The sequence below is a fragment of the Trinickia diaoshuihuensis genome (assembly GCF_003390925.1).
Taxonomy (GTDB): domain Bacteria; phylum Pseudomonadota; class Gammaproteobacteria; order Burkholderiales; family Burkholderiaceae; genus Trinickia; species Trinickia diaoshuihuensis.
Map to the genome: position 1 here is coordinate 57,112 of NZ_QUBS01000005.1, position 16,871 is coordinate 73,982.

15 protein-coding genes and 1 pseudogene are annotated in these 16,871 nt (G+C 63.0%); 12 read left to right on the forward strand and 4 right to left on the reverse strand.

The window, feature by feature from the left end; translation table 11 throughout:
• Window positions 1–29 precede the first annotated feature (29 nt).
• Window positions 30–173: a hypothetical protein gene (locus DXT59_RS30390; protein ID WP_162877884.1), complete on the forward strand. Its 144-nt coding sequence runs from the start codon at window positions 30–32 to the stop codon at window positions 171–173.
• Window positions 174–203: 30 nt separating this feature from the next.
• Here DXT59_RS30390 and DXT59_RS00775 read toward each other — a convergent pair whose 3' ends face one another.
• Window positions 204–1,103, reverse strand: coding sequence for a DUF817 domain-containing protein (locus DXT59_RS00775; RefSeq protein WP_116134980.1), 900 nt, complete (start codon window positions 1,101–1,103; stop codon window positions 204–206).
• 246 nt (window positions 1,104–1,349) lie between these two features.
• Here DXT59_RS00775 and DXT59_RS00785 point away from each other — a divergent pair, with 246 nt between their 5' ends.
• Window positions 1,350–2,438, forward strand: coding sequence for a calcium:cation antiporter (locus tag DXT59_RS00785; RefSeq protein ID WP_116134937.1), 1,089 nt, complete (start codon window positions 1,350–1,352; stop codon window positions 2,436–2,438).
• Between the two features lie 27 nt (window positions 2,439–2,465).
• On the opposite strand, the gene DXT59_RS00790 is transcribed toward DXT59_RS00785, so the two are convergent.
• Window positions 2,466–3,785, reverse strand: a complete 1,320-nt coding sequence (locus DXT59_RS00790; protein ID WP_116134939.1) for a chloride channel protein — start codon at window positions 3,783–3,785, stop codon at window positions 2,466–2,468.
• Window positions 3,786–3,985: 200 nt separating this feature from the next.
• On the opposite strand from DXT59_RS00790, the gene DXT59_RS00795 reads away from it, so the two are divergent.
• From DXT59_RS00795 to DXT59_RS00835, 9 genes are all read left to right on the forward strand, one after another.
• Window positions 3,986–4,354 carry a DUF2946 domain-containing protein gene (locus tag DXT59_RS00795; protein ID WP_116134941.1) on the forward strand — a complete coding sequence of 123 codons (369 nt, stop codon included), beginning with the start codon at window positions 3,986–3,988 and terminating at the stop codon, window positions 4,352–4,354.
• Window positions 4,355–4,432: 78 nt separating this feature from the next.
• The gene (locus DXT59_RS00800; RefSeq protein ID WP_116134943.1) at window positions 4,433–6,814 is read left to right on the forward strand and encodes a TonB-dependent receptor; all 2,382 of its coding nucleotides are present in this window, start codon (window positions 4,433–4,435) and stop codon (window positions 6,812–6,814) included.
• Window positions 6,815–6,827: 13 nt separating this feature from the next.
• Window positions 6,828–8,303: a PepSY-associated TM helix domain-containing protein gene (locus DXT59_RS00805; RefSeq protein ID WP_116134945.1), complete on the forward strand. Its 1,476-nt coding sequence runs from the start codon at window positions 6,828–6,830 to the stop codon at window positions 8,301–8,303.
• A 36-nt stretch (window positions 8,304–8,339) separates the two neighbouring features.
• Window positions 8,340–8,789, forward strand: coding sequence for a copper chaperone PCu(A)C (locus DXT59_RS00810; RefSeq protein ID WP_116134947.1), 450 nt, complete (start codon window positions 8,340–8,342; stop codon window positions 8,787–8,789).
• Window positions 8,790–8,956: 167 nt separating this feature from the next.
• Window positions 8,957–10,036, forward strand: a complete 1,080-nt coding sequence (locus tag DXT59_RS00815; protein WP_162877885.1) for a LacI family DNA-binding transcriptional regulator — start codon at window positions 8,957–8,959, stop codon at window positions 10,034–10,036.
• A 167-nt stretch (window positions 10,037–10,203) separates the two neighbouring features.
• The gene (locus DXT59_RS00820) at window positions 10,204–11,235 is read left to right on the forward strand and encodes an ABC transporter substrate-binding protein (RefSeq protein WP_116134951.1); all 1,032 of its coding nucleotides are present in this window, start codon (window positions 10,204–10,206) and stop codon (window positions 11,233–11,235) included.
• A gap of 69 nt (window positions 11,236–11,304) precedes the next feature.
• Window positions 11,305–12,888, forward strand: a complete 1,584-nt coding sequence (locus tag DXT59_RS00825) for a sugar ABC transporter ATP-binding protein (RefSeq protein WP_116134953.1) — start codon at window positions 11,305–11,307, stop codon at window positions 12,886–12,888.
• A gap of 22 nt (window positions 12,889–12,910) precedes the next feature.
• Complete coding sequence (locus DXT59_RS00830) at window positions 12,911–13,888, forward strand: ABC transporter permease (protein WP_240324351.1); 978 nt, start codon at window positions 12,911–12,913, stop codon at window positions 13,886–13,888.
• A 5-nt stretch (window positions 13,889–13,893) separates the two neighbouring features.
• Complete coding sequence (locus DXT59_RS00835; RefSeq protein WP_240324352.1) at window positions 13,894–14,901, forward strand: ABC transporter permease; 1,008 nt, start codon at window positions 13,894–13,896, stop codon at window positions 14,899–14,901.
• Between the two features lie 72 nt (window positions 14,902–14,973).
• Here the strand turns inward: DXT59_RS00835 and DXT59_RS00840 are convergent, their stop codons facing one another.
• Window positions 14,974–15,717, reverse strand: coding sequence for an SDR family NAD(P)-dependent oxidoreductase (locus tag DXT59_RS00840; protein ID WP_116134959.1), 744 nt, complete (start codon window positions 15,715–15,717; stop codon window positions 14,974–14,976).
• An 80-nt stretch (window positions 15,718–15,797) separates the two neighbouring features.
• Between DXT59_RS00840 and DXT59_RS00845 the strand changes: the two genes are divergently transcribed.
• Window positions 15,798–16,475, forward strand: coding sequence for a TetR/AcrR family transcriptional regulator (locus tag DXT59_RS00845; protein ID WP_240324353.1), 678 nt, complete (start codon window positions 15,798–15,800; stop codon window positions 16,473–16,475).
• Window positions 16,476–16,591: 116 nt separating this feature from the next.
• Here DXT59_RS00845 and DXT59_RS00850 read toward each other — a convergent pair.
• Window positions 16,592–16,786: pseudogene (locus DXT59_RS00850) on the reverse strand (DUF2269 family protein); the annotation flags it as partial.
• Window positions 16,787–16,871 lie beyond the last annotated feature (85 nt).

Sequence of the window (16,871 nt, forward strand, 5' to 3'; positions counted from 1 at the left end):
CGCGATCCTCGACATTTCAGGAGATTGGGATGAGCACGTTGGCCGTCATTGTTTCTATCTGGGCCCTGGTCGCCACCTGCGCCGCTCTGTTCATCCGCGGCGCCAGCCCGCGTCTGGAACGTGCGCCCGTCTTGGCCGAACGCCGTCCGGCACGCGCGCCGATCGCCGAATAAGACTCCCCTCGACTCTCCTGCGCATAGCGCTTATGAAGGCATACGCACGGCGAGCGAGCCGCGCGAAGCATGGCCCATTTCGCGTGGCCGGTTCACGAGCGTCACCATCACGTAGCTCATGATCGTCAGCATGAACCATGAGCCCCACTTGGATACCGATACCATCGCCCAGGCTTTGACCTGGCTCGGATAGAGCCAGGCGTGGCTATACGTTCCCGCGTTTTCGGCGAGCCAAATGAAGCCGGAGATCAGCACGAATGCGAGCAAGAACGGCATCCGATGCGCCGTTTTGCCGATGACGAAATACACCCAACTCCGGCGAAACAGGATCGCCGCGGCGCCGATCAACAGATACCGGCCGTCGGGCAGATAGTGGTGCAGGAAGAAGTTCGCGTAGATTCCGACCGACAACGCAGCCGTGGAGGCAAAAGACGGATGGTGTGAAAAGCGCAGGTCGAACCCTCGGCACGCGCGCGTAATATAGCTGCCGACCGACGCATACATGAACCCGCTGAAAAGCGGCACGCCGCCGATTCGCAGATACGAGAACTCGGGATAGACCCACGACCCGACCGCCGTCTTAAATAACTCCATGCACGTGCCGGCCGCATGAAACAACAAAATGACGGCCACCTCGTCCCACGTCTCCAGACGCAGCGCAATCAGCACGACTTGGATCACGAGCGCGGCGATCGTCAGCGCATCGTAGCGCGGCAGCACCGCGTGCGCGGGATACCACAAATGCGTGCCGATCAACAGCCCCACCATCAGCCCGCCGAAAAGACAAACCCAGGCCTGCTTGATCCCGAATGCAATGAATATGCGTACGGCATTGGCGATGCGGCCGCGCTCGTCGCTGCCGGAAAGAAGCCGGGCGATCAGATCATCGAGCCATGCGCTCGCACGTCCCGGCGCCGTTTTTAATTGCACGTGTCCGCTCACGAGTCGGTTGATGGTTTGAGCGATCGAAGGCCGGCCGAGCAACCGCGCGAACGCGGACAGGCCGGCGTCTCGATGCGAGCAGCATTGTCCGCGAATGTCCCGCCCTCGCGCAACACCGGGATGCGGAACCGGCGCGCGTGCCGCGCGTCGTAACCGACGGTGCGGCGTTTGGAGGCACCCGAAGCACGCCTGATAAGATCGCCGCTTCCGGCAGCCACGATCAAGGACCTCTTCATGTCGACCTCATCGCATGCACTTCCGCGCTGGACGCTTTGGGCCCCGCTCGCGGCGTGGCTGATTCTGGGCCTATCGAAGGTCATCCCTGGCGAAAGCTTGGCGATCGCGCTCATTGCCGCTGCGCTCGCGGGCAGCGTGTTCGCGGCCGTGCATCACGCCGAGGTCGTCGCGCATCGCGTGGGCGAGCCGCTCGGCACGCTCGTGCTCGCCGTGGCCGTCACGATCATCGAAGTGGCATTGATCGTGGCGGTCATGCTGTCGGCAGGCCCCGAAAAAGCCGGCCTCGCACGTGATACCGTATTCGCCGCGATCATGATCGTTTGCAACGGCATTGTCGGACTCTGCCTGCTCGTGGGCGGGTGGAAACACGGCGAGCAAGATTTTCAAGGGCGCGGCGCGAGCAAGGCGCTCGCCGTGCTCGCGGCTCTCTCGGTGCTCTCGCTCGTCATGCCGAACTATTTGAGCGCGATGCCCGGCCCGCAACTGTCCACCTCGCAGCTCGCCTTCGCGGGCGTGTGCTCGCTCGTCCTTTATGGCGTATTCGTCTTCGTGCAGACCGTGCGCCATCGCGATTACTTCCTTTCCTCGGGCGGCACCGGCGACACCGCGCACGCCGCGCCTGCGCCGAGCGGACGCGTCGCGCTGACGAGCCTCGCCTTCCTGCTCGTCAGCCTCGTCGCCGTGGTCCTGCTCGCAAAGCTGTTGTCGCCGGCCGTGGAACGCGGCGTCGCGACGCTGGGCGCCCCGCCCGCTACCGTCGGGATCGTCATCGCGGCGCTCGTTTTACTGCCCGAGGGGCTCGCCGCCGTCGGCGCGGCGCGCGAGAACCGGCTGCAAACCAGCATGAACCTGGCGCTGGGCTCGGCGCTCGCCAGCATCGGCTTAACGATTCCGACCGTCGCCGCCGTCTTCATCTGGGCCGGCCGCCCCCTCGAACTCGGCATCGGCGGCATGGAAACGGTGCTGCTCGCGCTCACACTGTTCATCAGCAGCCTCACGCTGAGCACGGGGCGCACGACGGTATTGCAAGGCGCCGTGCACCTGTCGCTGTTTGCCGCGTATCTGTTCCTGTCGATCACGCACTGACCAGCGCCGCGCCGAAGGTTTGCCCGCTTAGACGTTCTCGCGCTTGGGCATGTAACGCTCGGAGAGCGCTTCGTATAACGGGGGCGCGAAAAGCCGCGAAACCCGGCTCGCGATCAAGGCGGTCGCCATCAGCGAGATCACGAGCGCGTGCCCATTGATCATTTCGATGACGATGACGAAGGCCGTGATCGGGCTTTGTGTGACGGCGGCCAAGTAACCGACCATCCCCAACGCGATCAACATCGGCAACTGCATTTGCGAAAACACCATATGCAGCGTATTGCCGATGCCCGCACCGATTGCGAGCGACGGGGCGAACAGCCCCCCCGGGGCCCCCGGCAGATACGAGCCGACCATCGTGATCATTTTGAACACCGGATACAGCGCGCTGACGTTGCCGTGTCCCGCCAGCATCGAGCGGGCCTCCGCGTAACCGCTGCCGAACGTGTGACCCGAGCTTACGATACCGACGACGGCGATGACGAGCCCGCAAGCGGCCCCAAATGCGACGGGACGCTGCGCGCGCAGTTGCAGGACGGCGGCCGGCATCCAGCGGCGCGTATTGAGCAGCAGCCAGCAGAAAAAGCCGCCCGCGAGACCCGCGAGCAGCCCCACCAGCGGCACGGCGATAAACAACAGGTCCGGCAGCCGGGGACCGATATCGATCGTCCCGAAGTACACGTAGTTGCCTTGAAGACCGAGCGATACGACGCCGGCGAAGATGATCGCGGTGATCAACACCCCGCTCGTGCGCGCTTCGAAGCTTCGTGTCAGTTCCTCGATAGCGAATACGACGCCCGCAAGGGGGGCGTTGAACGCGGCCGACAAGCCGGCGGCCGCGCCGGCCAGCGCCAGGTTGCGCTCGAGCGCGGCGCCCCTGATCGCGCGGAAGCGTTTCGGATAGAACTCCCGCAGGCTGAACATCAACGATGCGCCGACGTGGATCGTCGGCCCCTCGCGCCCGATCGTCAATCCACCGAGAATCGCCAGGAACGAAATCAAAATCTTGCCGATCAGAATAGGGATCGTCAGCAAGCGCTGCCCCAAGTCGCGAGGCCCATGCAACGACGCAATGACTTGCGGAATGCCGCTGCCCTCGGCCCCATCGAAAAATCGCCGGGTCAGCCACACGCACGCGGCGCTGAGAGCGGGCGTCACGATCAGCGGCAGCCAGATATCGTGTGCGACGTGCTTGAGAAAGAAGTCGTAGCCGAAATCGATCAAGCGCGCATAGAGTACCGCGATCAGTCCGGCGGCGACGGCGCCGAGCCAGAACACGCCATAGTGTAGCCAGAGCTTATGGAGATGTTGGAGAGACCATTTATTGGTCGAAGCTCGAATCTGCATGGTTGGCGAAGTCTGCGCGAAAGGGCAAGTATACCGGCCTCGCCATTGATTTCCCTTACGGCAAGCAAGAACGCGTCCCGCCCCATCTGTCCCCGGGGGACCGGCGCAGATAGTGCGAACGCCATCGCGGCAATCCGCCCGCTCGCACATCGGCCGCTTCCGATGGTAGACTGCGGCGCACGTCAATCCGCCGCACGACCATGGCTTTCCGCTCCCGCCCACACTTGACCGCATGGCTTGGCCTCATCGCCATGTGGCTCATCGTGCTGGCGCCGATCGTTAGCCAGTTGGTGGTCGCGTCGCACCGGGATGACCCGTCGGCCGCCCCCCTTTGCGCGGCGACCCAGCCGGCCGCCGATGCGGTCCACGCCACGCATACCGATCCGCTCGCGGCCTGCGGTTATTGCGACCTGCTGGCCGACCATATCGCCGTACCGGCACTGCCGCCCGCACCACTCGTGCTCGTCATGCTGCTCGTGGCGATCGCCGTGCCGATGCTTAGCGTTCGCCACACGCCGCTAGGCGCCTTCCCGTCCGGGCAGCCCAGAGCCCCACCCGCTTTTTCCTGATCGCCGTTATCCGCTGCCGCATAGGCACGCCCATCGAGGGCGCGCGCGGCCGTTCGTTCAACGATTCAGGAATATCGCATGTTGCACCTTCCCTCGCGAAGGCCGCGCGCTCGCGCGCGTATCGCCGCTTCGGCGCTCGTCCCGCTCGCCTTGATCTCGCCGGCCGCGTGGGCGGCCGATAATACGAGCCGCGGCACGGGCGCCGATACCCCGCCGCAAGCCCACGGCGGGACCTCGTCGCCGGACCGTGTCGCGTTGCCGACGATTACCGTCACCGCTCGCGCCGATAGCGCCGGCGCGGCGCCGCTGCTCGATCCCAACTTACCCGCGTCGACCGAAACGGTCACGCGCAAGCAATTCGAAAACTGGAACGTCGTCAACACCGAGGACACGCTCAAGTACCTGCCCAATCTAGCCGTGCGCAAGCGCTTCATCGGCGACGTGAACTCGATCATCGCCGTACGCGGCACGAGCAATACGCAAAGCGCACGCGGCCTCGTCTACGCGGATGGGCTCCTGCTGTCGAACCTGCTCGGCAGCAGCTACAGTTTTCCGCCGCGCTGGTCGATGGTCTTCCCCGACGAGATCCGGCGCGTCGATGTCCTCTACGGCCCATTCTCGGCGCTCTATCCCGGCAACTCGCTCGGCGCAACCGTGCTGATTTCCACGCGGATGCCGACGAAATTCGAAGCCGATGCCGACGTCAAAGCTTTCACGCAGCACTTCGATCTCTTCGGCGTCAATCGCAATTTCAACGGCAGCCAGGCCAGTGCGACGATCGGCAACCGCATCGGCAAGTTCGCGTTCTTCATCGGCGCCAATCATTTCGAGAACACGAGCCAGCCGCTGCAGTTCGCCACGCTCGCGAAATCGAATACGCCGGCAAAAGCAGGCGATATCCCGGTCACCGGCGCTTACTTCTACAACAACCAGACGAACGCGTCCACCGCGGTAATCGGCGTGAACGGCGAAGGCATCGAGCACGTCACGCAAGATCAACTGAAGTTGAAAATGCAGTACGACTTCACGCCGACCGTGCGCGGCGCACTTACGCTAGGCTATTGGCATCGCACTTACACGAGCCAAACGTCGACCTTTTTGTCCGACGCAACCGGCAAACCCATCTATAGCGGCCTCGTCAATATCGGCGGCAACGAGTACAACATCCCCGCGTCGGCCCTGGCGCCCAGCGCCGGATGGAGCGAAAACTGGCTCTATGGCGTCTCGCTTTCCACGCGCAATGCCACGGGCTGGAACGGCGAAGCGATCGCCTCTTATTTCGACGTACCCAATAGCGTGGCTCGCACGGCCAACGGGGGCACCCCTGGCAACGGCCCGGGCGTCGTCACGTTCGGCGATGGGACCGGCTGGAAGACCCTCGATCTGAAAGCGACATGGACGCCCGCGTCGTCGCGCGCGGGCATCGCCAATCATGCGCTCGCGTTCGGCTATCACTACGACGACTACTTCCTCGATAACGAAACGTACAACACCAACGCGTGGATCGACGCCGCCGCGGGCAGCTTCGCCAACGCATTCAAAGGCAAAACCCAAACGCAAGCGCTGTACGCCCAAGATGCATGGCGTTTCCTGCCGCGCTGGAAGTTCGTCTACGGCGTGCGCTACGAGGATTGGCAAGCGTATGACGGCATGCAAGCCGTCGGAACTGCCGCCGTGCCTTATCCCAACGCGGGCGCGCATCACTTTTCGCCGAAGGCCTCGTTATCGTTCGATCTGACCGACACGTTGACGTTGCGCGCATCGGTCGGCCGCGCCTATCGATTCCCCACCGTCAGCGAACTCTTCCAAGGGCAGATCAACGGCAGCGCGATCGTCAACAACAACCCGAACTTGAAGCCGGAGGACGATCTCTCCAAAGAGCTGACCGCCGAATGGGCTCATGACAAATCGTCGGTCCGTTTTTCGTTGTTCGAGGACGACGTGAAGAACACGATCTTCAGTCAGACAGACACGACGGTCATTCCCAACGTGACGAACTTTCAGAACATCGGCAAAGTTCGTTCACGCGGAGCGGAACTCAGCTATCAGGGCGAGGACGTGTTGGTCCACGGGCTCGACCTGATCGGCAGCTTGGCTTACACGCAATCGAGAATTCTCGCCAACAGCCAAAACCCCGCGACCGTCGGCAAGTATTTTTATCGCATCCCGCTTTGGCGCGCGGATCTCGCCGCGACCTATCGGTTCGGCGAACGCTACGCCGTCACGATGGCCGCGCGCTACTCGGGGCGCGAGTACAACACGCTCACCAATACCGATACGAATCCGAACGTGTTCGGCGGCACCAGCACCTATACGGTAGTCGATGCCAAGTTCACGGTTCACCCGACCAAGCTTAGCGAACTCGCGTTCGGCGTGGACAACCTCTTCGACGACCGTTACTACGTCTATCACCCTTATCCCGGCCGCACCTTCTATGTCGAAGGCCGGTTGCGGATGTAAAGGAGACCTACCGATGTCGACCGTATCCACTCGTTCGAGCACGATGCGCACGGGCGCGCCGGGCGCCCGGCCGAACAACGGCTATCGCACGCTCTGGCGCTGGCATTTTTATGCCGGGTTATTCGTCATGCCCTTTCTCGTCGTGCTGGCGATCACGGGCACGATCTACTGCTTCCAGCCGCAAATCGAACCCCTGCTATATCCGCACCGGCTCGTCGTCACGCCTCGCCACTCGCCGCGCCAGGGCGAAGATGTGCTGCTGGCGCGTGCGCGCGCGGCGATGCCGCCCGGTGCCGTTGCGACGACCGCCCACATCTCCGCCCGCCCCGACCGCAGCGCGGAATTCATCTTCCGGTTGCCGAACGGACGCAAAGAGAGCGTCTACCTCGATCCCTACGACGGGGCATTGCTCGGTACGCTCGACGTCGATCGCCGTTTCATGCAGATCGACAGAATGATTCACCGCAAGCTGCTGCTCGGCAAGACAGGCGAATTGTTGATGGAACTCGTCGCCTGTTGGACGCTCGTCATGATCGGCACGGGTGTGGCGCTCTGGTGGCCGCGCCGGACGAGCTCGATACGCGCGCTGCTCCTACCCGACGTTAGTCAGCGCGGACGGCCTCTATGGAAAAGCATTCATGCGACGCTCGGCATTTGGATCGCGCTCGGCGCATTCGCGTTCGTCGCGACCGGGCTGCCCTGGACGGGATCTTGGGGCAAGCAGTTCAAGGCCCTCGCCACGAGCGCCAAGCTCGGTTCGCCGCCGGGCGCCTGGGGCGGGCTGGCGATCAAGAGTAAAGGGCCTGCGCGGCGCGGCGAGTCCGAAGTCGACGCATCGCCGAACACATCGGACTCGACGATGGACAGCATGCCGGGTATGACGATGGATGAGATGCCGTTGCCGCAAGTGCCTTGGGCCGTCGGCGCCGTGCGGGTGCCCCAAGCGCACGCCACGGACTCGCCAAGCTTCCCCCTATCCCTCGCACAGATCGTCGCCACGATGCGTAAAAGCGGTCTCGTCGACGGCTACGATATCGCCCTGCCCACCTCGGCCGACGGTGTCTACGCGGTCTCGTACTTCCCGGCCGATCCGAAACTCGAACGCACGATCTACATCGATCCCTACAACGGCGTCGTGCTCAAGGACATTCGCTATAGCGATTACGGTGCGATCGGCAAGGCCGTCTCCTATGGCACATCGCTTCATATGGGACGCTATTTCGGCGTAGCCAATCAAATCGTCTGCGCCGCGCTATCGTTCGGTTTAGCGGCGCTTGCCATCACCGGTTGCATCATGTGGTGGATGCGCCGGCCCTCGGGTAGCCTTGGCGCACCCGCGCGAGAACGTCTCGCCGCGCCCATGCGCGGCTGGAAAACGGCATTGGTCGCGCTGGCCATCGTTTTTCCGCTGATGGGCGCGACGATGGCGGTTGTTTGGTTGATGGACCGCCTGTTGTTTGGCCGCACCGCCGCATCCGCTACCGTTTGATGAACGACATCCGTTATGACTTCCAATAGGAAAACCATGAAACTCTCGATGAAGACGACCCTGCTGCCCCTCGCTCTGTCGCTGTGCGCCGCGCCCGCTCCGGCCGCCCCGACCTCGGTCATGGTGTCGGATTGCTGGGTGCGCCTGTTGCCCGGCGACCTGCCGTCGGGCGGCTATTTCAGCGTCATGAACATGGGCGCCAAGCAGGTCAATCTCGTCGATGTTCAAACGGATGCGTTCGGCATGGCCATGCTGCACCAGACCCAAAGCAACGGCAGCACCTCCGCCATGGTGATGGTCGAGAAAGCGCCGGTACCGGCGAACGGCACGCTCAAATTCTCGCCGGGCGGCTATCACTTGATGCTCGAACAGCCGAAGCATGCACTGAAAGTCGGCACCTCCATCCGCATGACGTTCGTCTTCGACGACGGCGAAAAGGTGACGAGCGAGTGCGCCGTCAAAAGCGCGGGCGCGACGGGGCAATAAGGCGGCCTCAGGCGGCTTTCGCGCCACGCGCGGCCGTGGCGCGAGCACCGCTGGCGTACTCCCCATCGACGCCGATTGCGAGTCATAAATATTAGTGATACCGTGGCCATCACCTCGCGCGCTCCTGCTGGCCATCGATGAAAAAATCCACTCAACGCCGCCCCACCATGACCGACATCGCCAAGGCAACGGGCGTGTCGCAGTCCACCGTTTCGCTCATTCTGAACGGCGCGGTGGGTGCCAAGTTCTCGGAGGGCACGCGCAAGAACGTCCTCAAAGCGGCGCAAGCGTTGGGCTATCAATTGCCCACGCGCACCACGGCGCCCGTCGCGCCGGGCGAGCGCAATCTAATCGTCTACGTCGCCGACGAAATCTCCACGAGCCCGCATCCGGTCGTCAATGTCGACGGGGCGCGCGACGCCGCCTGGAACAACGGCTGCCTACTGGCCGTGTACTCCACGCATGGCAATGCCGACATCGAACAGCGCGTGTTGCACGACGCGCTGGCCAATCCCAACGTGCTCGGCGTGATCTATGCGACGGTCTACACGCGCAAAGTCGCTGTGCCGGCGCCGTTGCTCAAAGTGCCGACCGTGCTGCTCAATTGCTACTCGACCGAAGCGGTCCTGTCATCGGTGGTGCCGGCCGAAGTCACGGGCGGCTACACGGCCACGGAATGCCTGATCGCCGCGGGCCACCGCCGGATCGGCTTCATCAACGGCGAAACCTGGCAGGACGCGGCCAAAGACCGGCTCAAAGGGTACCGCCAAGCGCTCGCCACCGCCGACCTGCCCTTCGACGAAAGCCTCGTGCGCGACGGCGATTGGAGTTCCGGCAAGGGCTACGAACTGACGCTCTCGCTGATGCGCGAACCGAACCCGCCTACCGCGATCTTCTGCGGCAACGACTTGACCGCGATCGGCGCGATCGAAGCAATCAAGCAGTTGGGGCTGCGCGTGCCGGAGGATGTCTCGGTGATGGGTTACGACGACCAGGAGATCGCGCGACATACGCATCCGCCGCTCACGACAGTCGTCCTCCCCAACTACGAACTCGGCCGCTGGGCCGTCGAAACGCTGCTGCAAGAAGAAGAGAACCGCAGCGCGGGCGCACCGTTCAAGCGCCGCACGATCAAGCTCGACGGTCCGCTCATCGAGCGCGGCTCCGTCGCGGCCCCGCGCACGTCCACCCCTACAGCCGCCCCGAGGGATGCAGGGGATACCCTTATTAATATTCTTAATGATTAGCGATTAATATTACCTCGCAACAAGTCGATGAAGCTGGATCAACAAACGTTATGCAAGTGGCACTCCGAGGTCGTCCACCGCTGATGTGAAGCCATGCTGCGAAGGACGATGCGGTCGATAACAACGAAGTCGGGACCCTCGCGGGTCCGGAACAACGGAGACAAAGCATGTCAAAAGCAACGCTGCGGCATCGGTTGGCGGCATTGACCTTATGCGTCGCCGGCGCGTGGTCGCTGGGCGCATGGGCGCAAGACGACAGCGCACAGAAGGTTCAGAACGCATCGAACGAAACCTGCACGAATCCCAAACCGAGCAACCTCAAGCTCAGCGGGCTCGTGGTCGGCTTTTCTCAATCGGAAAACGAACAAAACCCGTTCCGGGCTACCGAGACGGCGTCGGTGCGCGCGGCCGCGAAAGCCGCGGGCGTGAAGCGCCTGCTTTATACGAACGCGAACAACAACCAGGCCAAACAAGTAGCCGATATCGAAAGCATGATCAATCAGGGCGCGCAAGCCCTGATCGTCGCGCCGAACGATTCCACGGGGCTGCAACCCGCGTTCGCGCAAGCCAAGGCGAAGGGCATCCCGGTCGTGACGATCGATCGGCAAACGGCGGGCACGCCCTGCGAGGACTTCATCACGTTCCTCGGCTCCGACTTCTATGCGCAAGGCAAGCGCGCGGCGAAGGCGCTCGCCGATGCGACGGGCGGCAAGGCCGTCGTCGCGGAAATCCAGGGCGGCTACGGCAACACAGTGGAAAGCCAGCGCACGGACGGCTTCGCCGAAGTACTGAAAACCTACCCCGACATGAAGCTCGCCGCCGCGCAAACGGCGAATTGGTCGACGACCGAAGCGCAAAAGGTCATGGAGCAGATCCTGCTCTCGCATCCCGACGTCAACGCGGTCTACACGCATGCCGACGTCATGACGCTCGGTGCGATCACCGCGTTGCGGCAGGCCGGCAAACTCAAGGGCATGACGATCGTATCGATCGACGGGACCAAGGACGTGGTGCGCGACGTCTCGGACGGCATCGTGGCGGCCGACGTCGAAACCAACCCGCGCTTCGGACCGCTGGCGTTCCAATCGCTGTCGGACTGGTTCGCCGGTAAGCCCGTGGCGCAAAAGCAGATCATGCACGACGCACTCTACGACAAGACCAACGCCAAAAAATCGCTAGCGGCCGGCGCCGCGTATTGATCGCCCGTCGATCGCCCGCCGGGCATCGACCCACGTTGCAACGCGCTCTTTCACGACGCAGGCTGACGCATGAACGATCCGCTGCATGCATCTCCGGTCTCGGCCGGTTCCGATAGCCGTACCGATGGCGAAACGACCGCCCGGGTCGTGCTCGAGACGCGCAACGCCGGCAAGACGTTCGGCGTCGTGCGTGCGCTGCGCGACGTGTCGTTGACGCTTAGGGCGGGCGAAGTCCATGGTCTCGTCGGCGAAAACGGCGCCGGCAAATCGACGTTGATCAAAATCCTGACGGGTTTTCATCGGCCAGACGAAGGCACGGTCGTGCTCGACGGCGCGCCCGTGTCGTTCGATTCGCCGCGGGCCGCGCAGCAACACGGCGTATGCGCGGTCTATCAGGAAATCAACCTGATTCCCGAGCGCAGCGTCGCCGAGAACATCTTCATCGGCCATGAGCCGAAACGCTTCGGCGTATTGATCGATCAGCGCGCGATGAACGCGAAGGCCGGCGAAATCGTTCGGCGCTACGGCCTGATGGTGGACCCCGCGGCTAAGCTCGGCACGCTCGGCCTCGGCGAGCAGCAGATGGTGTCGATTGCACGGGGCGTATCGCTCGGTGCGCGCGTACTGATTCTCGATGAGCCGACATCGGCGCTCTCGGGCGCCGAAGTCGATGTGCTGTTCAAGGTCGTCGACCAGTTGAAAGCCGACGGCATCGCCCTGCTGTTCGTCAGCCACAGGCTCTCAGAATGCTATCGGCTGTGCGACCGCTTCACGGTCATGCGCGACGGCGCGATCGTAAAGACGGGAATACCCCACGAGCTGCCGCACAACGCGTTGATTGCCGCGATGCTCGGCCGCGAAGGACACCGTCAAGGCCAGCGCCGCGCCGAGCGCGCCCGCGATGCGTTTGCCGCGGCCGACCCCGCGCTCGATGTCGAGGCGTTGCGCTGGAGCACGCGAGTACGCGACGTGTCGATGCGGATCGCCCCCAAAGAGATCGTCGGACTCGCGGGCTTACTCGGCTCGGGCCGAACCGAAACATTCAAAACCGTTTTCGGCGCGCAAAAGGCCGATGCGGGCGTCGTGCGTTTGAAAGGGCAAGTGCTTGGCGGCACGGCCCCGGCTCGTTCGATTCGCGGCGGCCTCGCCTTTCTCTCGGAAGACCGCCGCTCGGAAGGGATCTTTCCTCGGCTATCGGTGCGCGAGAACATCGTTGCATCGGTATTGCCGCGCATTTCGCGCTTCGGCTTTATTTCTCGCCGCAAGGAAGAAGCGCTCGTTAGGCAGTACATCGAGGCCCTCGGCATCAAGACCGCGGGCCCAGGTGCAGTGATCTCGACGCTCTCGGGCGGCAATCAGCAAAAGGCGCTTATCGCGCGCTGTCTATCCACGCATCCGGCCGTGCTGCTGCTCGACGACCCGACGCGCGGGATCGACGTCGGCGCGAAGGCGGAGGTTCATCGCGTGATACGCGGATTTGCCGACGAAGGGCTCGCGATCGTCGTGACCTCCTCCGAAATGGAAGAGCTGCTCGAGTTGACCGATCGGCTCGTCGTACTCAATGAGGGCGTCAGCATCGGCGAGATCCAGACGCGCGAGGCAAGCGCCGACGATGTGCTCGCCATGCTCGCCAACCACGCGCCGTCGTCATGAATCCGCTACCTGCGAGGATAGCTTGAGTCTTTCCACTCCCACGGCCACGGGCGCGCAAACGCCCCGGCAACCGGGCCACGCGGCGCTCGCGTGGGCCCGCGAGAATAGCGTCTACATCGCGCTGGCGGTGCTCGTTGCGTTGAATTTGGCGCTGACGCCCGGGTTCTCGAATCCGCTCGCCGCGCGCAGCGTGCTCTTCGAATCCGCGCCCGTGATCCTCATTGCGTTAGGTCAGAACTTGGCGATTGCCACGCGCGGGATCGATTTGTCGGTCGGCTCGGTGATGGCGCTGTCGAGCGCGACGATCGCCGTGTTCCTAGATTACGGCGTCGGGACGTCGATCTGTGCCGGCATTGCGATCGGCTTGATTTGCGGCATCTTCAACGGCGCACTCGTTTCGATCGTGCGGATCGATCCGTTGATCTCGGGACTCGCGTTGCTCGTAGCGGCACGCGGGCTCGCGCAAGCGCTGCTCGGCGGCTCGCGCGTCAACCTGCCGCCGTCGGACGCCTTCGACCTGCTCGGTACGGCCGCCATCGGTCCGATCCCCGTTGTGATCTTGATTGGCCTGGCGCTTGCGATCGTGATCGCGGTGGTCGTTCGACGCATGACGTTCGGGCGCTATGCGATTCTGATCGGCGCGAGCCGCGGCGCGGCATTCTTGGCCGGCATCCCCGTGCGGCGCACGCTTTTCATGGTTTATGCCGCGAGCGGGATCCTTGCCGGTTTGGCGGGGGTGATCGCTTCGTCACGGCTCGGCGCATCGGATCCGAACTATGTCGGCGTGAACTTCGAACTCGATTCGATCGCGGCGTCGGTAATCGGCGGCACGCCGCTATCGGGCGGCCGAATCTCGATCGTGGGGACGGTGTTCGGCGTAGTGCTCTTGCAGGTGCTCGACGCGAGCTTCATCATGAACAACATCAGCTTTACCTACGCGCAAATTTTGAAAGCGGTGTTCATCGTCGTCGCGCTTTACCTGCAACGTCAGGGAGGCTGACGCGAATGAACACCAGCATCGACGCAGCGGACATGAAGACCGGCGTTCAGGCGACGGGCGGCACCGGGGAGCGCCGCAACCGCATCCTCCGGTTGATACAAGCGCGTGGCGCGATCGGCATACTCGTTGTCGTCAGCTTGATCGCCGGCGCCGTGTTTCCCGATTTCCTTCATGCGGCGAATTTGGGCGATATCGTCGCGGCCGGTTCGTTTCTCGGGCTCATCGCGATCGGACAAAGCCTGGTCATCATTCTCGGCGGGTTCGATCTATCGGTGGGTTCGATGGTCGGGCTCGGTACCGTGATTGCGGCGTACGCGGCGCCGTATGGATGGATGGCAGCGGTTATCGCGCCCATCGCGGCGGGGCTGTGCGTGGGACTCGTCAATGGCTTGCTGATCGCACGCGCTCAAATGGCGCCGTTTATCGTCACACTCGCCGCGTTGCTCGGGTTGAAGGGCCTGGCGCTCGTGCTTGCGAATCAGGATCTGCTGATCGCCAATCCCGGGTTCTTCGCGCATATCGCGAACGGCGCCGTGTTCGGCGTCAGCAATCTCATTTGGATCTTGGCGATCGCCTATTCGATCGGTGCGCTCGTGCTCAATCACACCGCGTATGGGGCCGCGATTTTCGCCATCGGCGGCAATGAAGAGGCGGCGCGGATGCTCGGCGTGCGCGTCGAACGCGTGAAGATCGCGACGTATGGTGTGAGCGGCGCGCTGGCAGGCTTCGCGGGCGCCCTGCTCGCTTCGCATCTCGACTCCGGGCTCTCCGCGGCGGGGACCGGTTATGAACTACAGTCGATCGCCGCGGCCGTCATCGGCGGGGTCTTGCTGACGGGCGGCGTCGGCACGATGGCCGGGCCGCTCGCGGGCGTGATCTTGCTCGGCGTGATTGAAAACGTCATTAATCAAGTCGGCACGCTCAGTCCGTATTATCAAAACCTCGCCAGTGGGGCGTTTTTGTTGGTTGCTGTGGTGGCACAGACGCTGTTGACGGGGTCGCGGAAGGGGTAAGCGTGGCGGCAAACGCACAGCACTTCCCCTTTGCGCCCTTCTCCGCCTCAAATGCCCAATCGCTTGATTGGCTTAAGCGAGCAAACCACCGTCGACCGTAAGAATGGTGCCTGTGACGTGCCGCGCTGCCGGGCTTGCTAGGAACACGACGGCTGCGGCGATGTCCGCTGGTTCGGCGAAGCGTCCCAATGGCATGAGGCTTCTTTGGAAATCCGCGCTCTCGCCATTGGCTGGATTCATCTCGGTATCGGTCGAGCCGGGTTGAACCAGATTGGCAGTGATGTCCTTGGGGCCCAGTTCCTGGGCCAGCCCTCGCGTAAACGACTGCAGCGCAGACTTGGTCATGTAGTAGACCGTTCCCGGCGTGCCAACGATGCGCTCGGCCCCGGCAGAGCCGATCGTGATCACGCGGCTGCCCGCTCCGAGGTGAGGAATGGCTGCCTGCGTCGCCAGCACGGGGCCGCGAACGTTGACCGCGAGAAGCGCGTCGATGTCCTCCAGCTTGAAATCGGCGATGCTGTTGTAGCGCGCGATGGCAGCGTTGTTGACGAGGATGTCGAGGCCAGCGAGCGCACGGGCGGCCTCTTCGACCGACCGTTTTATAGCGGAAGGATCCGCGGCATCTGCCTGGATCGCCACGCCCCGACGGCCGAGCTTCTCGATCGAAGCCACCACTGCCTGCGCCTTATCGGCTGCGTGCTGATACGTTAGCGCCACATCCGCGCCGTTCTCGGCGAGCGCGAGCGCTATCGCCGCGCCGATGCCACGAGAGCCCCCGGTTACGAGTGCTCGCTTTCCGACTAGATTGTTGCTCATGGTTCGTCTTTTATGTAGTGATCGATGCACATATCGTAGAATCGGGGTTCCGGTCAGTCAAGAGATTTATGCAGCGATCGATGCAAAAAAAATCTAAAGCGGTTTCGAAGACCTCTGCCCATGCGTCGCGCGGGCGCGGCAGACCACGCGCGTTTGATCGCGAAGCTGCCTTGGCGCAAGCCATGAAGCTTTTTTGGGTCAAGGGTTATGAGGCAACATCGATTGCAGACCTAACGGATGCGCTGGGCATCGGTTCGACCAGCCTGTATGCCGCGTTTGGATCGAAAGATGAGCTGTACGCCGAAGCGCTGCAGCTTTATTCGGTGACCTACGAGCACTTGGTTTTGGGAAGGTTTCGCAAGGCTGCCACGGCCCGGGAAGCGGCGTTCGCGTATCTATGGGATTCGGCAGCCGCGATGACGGGGGCTGATTGCGATCTGCCACACGGATGCTTGGTCACGTTAGGTAGCGTCGGAAGCGATGGCCATGCCGAGCTTGCCGATCTGATGCGGACGACGCGAGGTAAGGCATTCGATGTACTCGTGTCGCGTCTGGAACAGGCCGTGGCTGAAGGCGAGCTGCCGAAACGCGTTGATGTGGCGAAGCTCGCGAGGTTCCTGCAAACCGTTCAGAGCGGGATGGCGATTCGGGCGCGGGACGGAGCGGAGAGATCGGAATTACAGGCCGTTGCAGAGATCGCGATAGCGGGATGGGATGAAGTCGTTCGCCGCTTCGAAAAAGACCCGAAGTCTGCTTGAGACGACGGCCGTGGACAAAGTCCGAGTTGCGCCGTCTAGGTTGGTGCGGCAGTTCGCCACTTTTGCAGAAACGTCCGCTTCTACACGTACAACGGCCGTCGCTCGCCTGTCGTCGATCATAGCGACGGCTTGAACACCATGAGCCAGTACACGATCAGCATTGCCGCGAAGGCTGGATAGCCCAGCCACTCCCAATATCGCGCATATCGCCAGTATTGCCGAGGTAGCGTATCCATACCGGCCTGATTCGAGTGGGAAGCGATCATCGCCATTCGCAACTGCAGCCAGACGACTGGCAGCCAGCACATGCCGAGCTAAAGTCGAATGTGGTGTACGGGGGAGTTGAGGCGGGAAGTTGAAGGCGGTGGAGGTTTCAGCTGAGAATCTGATTGTCGA

What these genes read in the sequence shown, in the direction of transcription:
- DXT59_RS30390 (WP_162877884.1), top strand. Translation starts at nt 30, where the DNA reads ATGAGCACGTTGGCCGTCATTGTTTCTATCTGGGCCCTGGTCGCCACC.
- DXT59_RS00785 (WP_116134937.1), top strand. Translation starts at nt 1,350, where the DNA reads ATGTCGACCTCATCGCATGCACTTCCGCGCTGGACGCTTTGGGCCCCG.
- DXT59_RS00790 (WP_116134939.1), bottom strand. Translation starts at nt 3,785, where the DNA reads ATGCAGATTCGAGCTTCGACCAATAAATGGTCTCTCCAACATCTCCAT.
- DXT59_RS00795 (WP_116134941.1), top strand. Translation starts at nt 3,986, where the DNA reads ATGGCTTTCCGCTCCCGCCCACACTTGACCGCATGGCTTGGCCTCATC.
- DXT59_RS00800 (WP_116134943.1), top strand. Translation starts at nt 4,433, where the DNA reads ATGTTGCACCTTCCCTCGCGAAGGCCGCGCGCTCGCGCGCGTATCGCC.
- DXT59_RS00805 (WP_116134945.1), top strand. Translation starts at nt 6,828, where the DNA reads ATGTCGACCGTATCCACTCGTTCGAGCACGATGCGCACGGGCGCGCCG.
- DXT59_RS00810 (WP_116134947.1), top strand. Translation starts at nt 8,340, where the DNA reads ATGAAACTCTCGATGAAGACGACCCTGCTGCCCCTCGCTCTGTCGCTG.
- DXT59_RS00815 (WP_162877885.1), top strand. Translation starts at nt 8,957, where the DNA reads ATGACCGACATCGCCAAGGCAACGGGCGTGTCGCAGTCCACCGTTTCG.
- DXT59_RS00820 (WP_116134951.1), top strand. Translation starts at nt 10,204, where the DNA reads ATGTCAAAAGCAACGCTGCGGCATCGGTTGGCGGCATTGACCTTATGC.
- DXT59_RS00825 (WP_116134953.1), top strand. Translation starts at nt 11,305, where the DNA reads ATGAACGATCCGCTGCATGCATCTCCGGTCTCGGCCGGTTCCGATAGC.
- DXT59_RS00835 (WP_240324352.1), top strand. Translation starts at nt 13,894, where the DNA reads ATGAACACCAGCATCGACGCAGCGGACATGAAGACCGGCGTTCAGGCG.
- DXT59_RS00840 (WP_116134959.1), bottom strand. Translation starts at nt 15,717, where the DNA reads ATGAGCAACAATCTAGTCGGAAAGCGAGCACTCGTAACCGGGGGCTCT.
- DXT59_RS00845 (WP_240324353.1), top strand. Translation starts at nt 15,798, where the DNA reads ATGCAAAAAAAATCTAAAGCGGTTTCGAAGACCTCTGCCCATGCGTCG.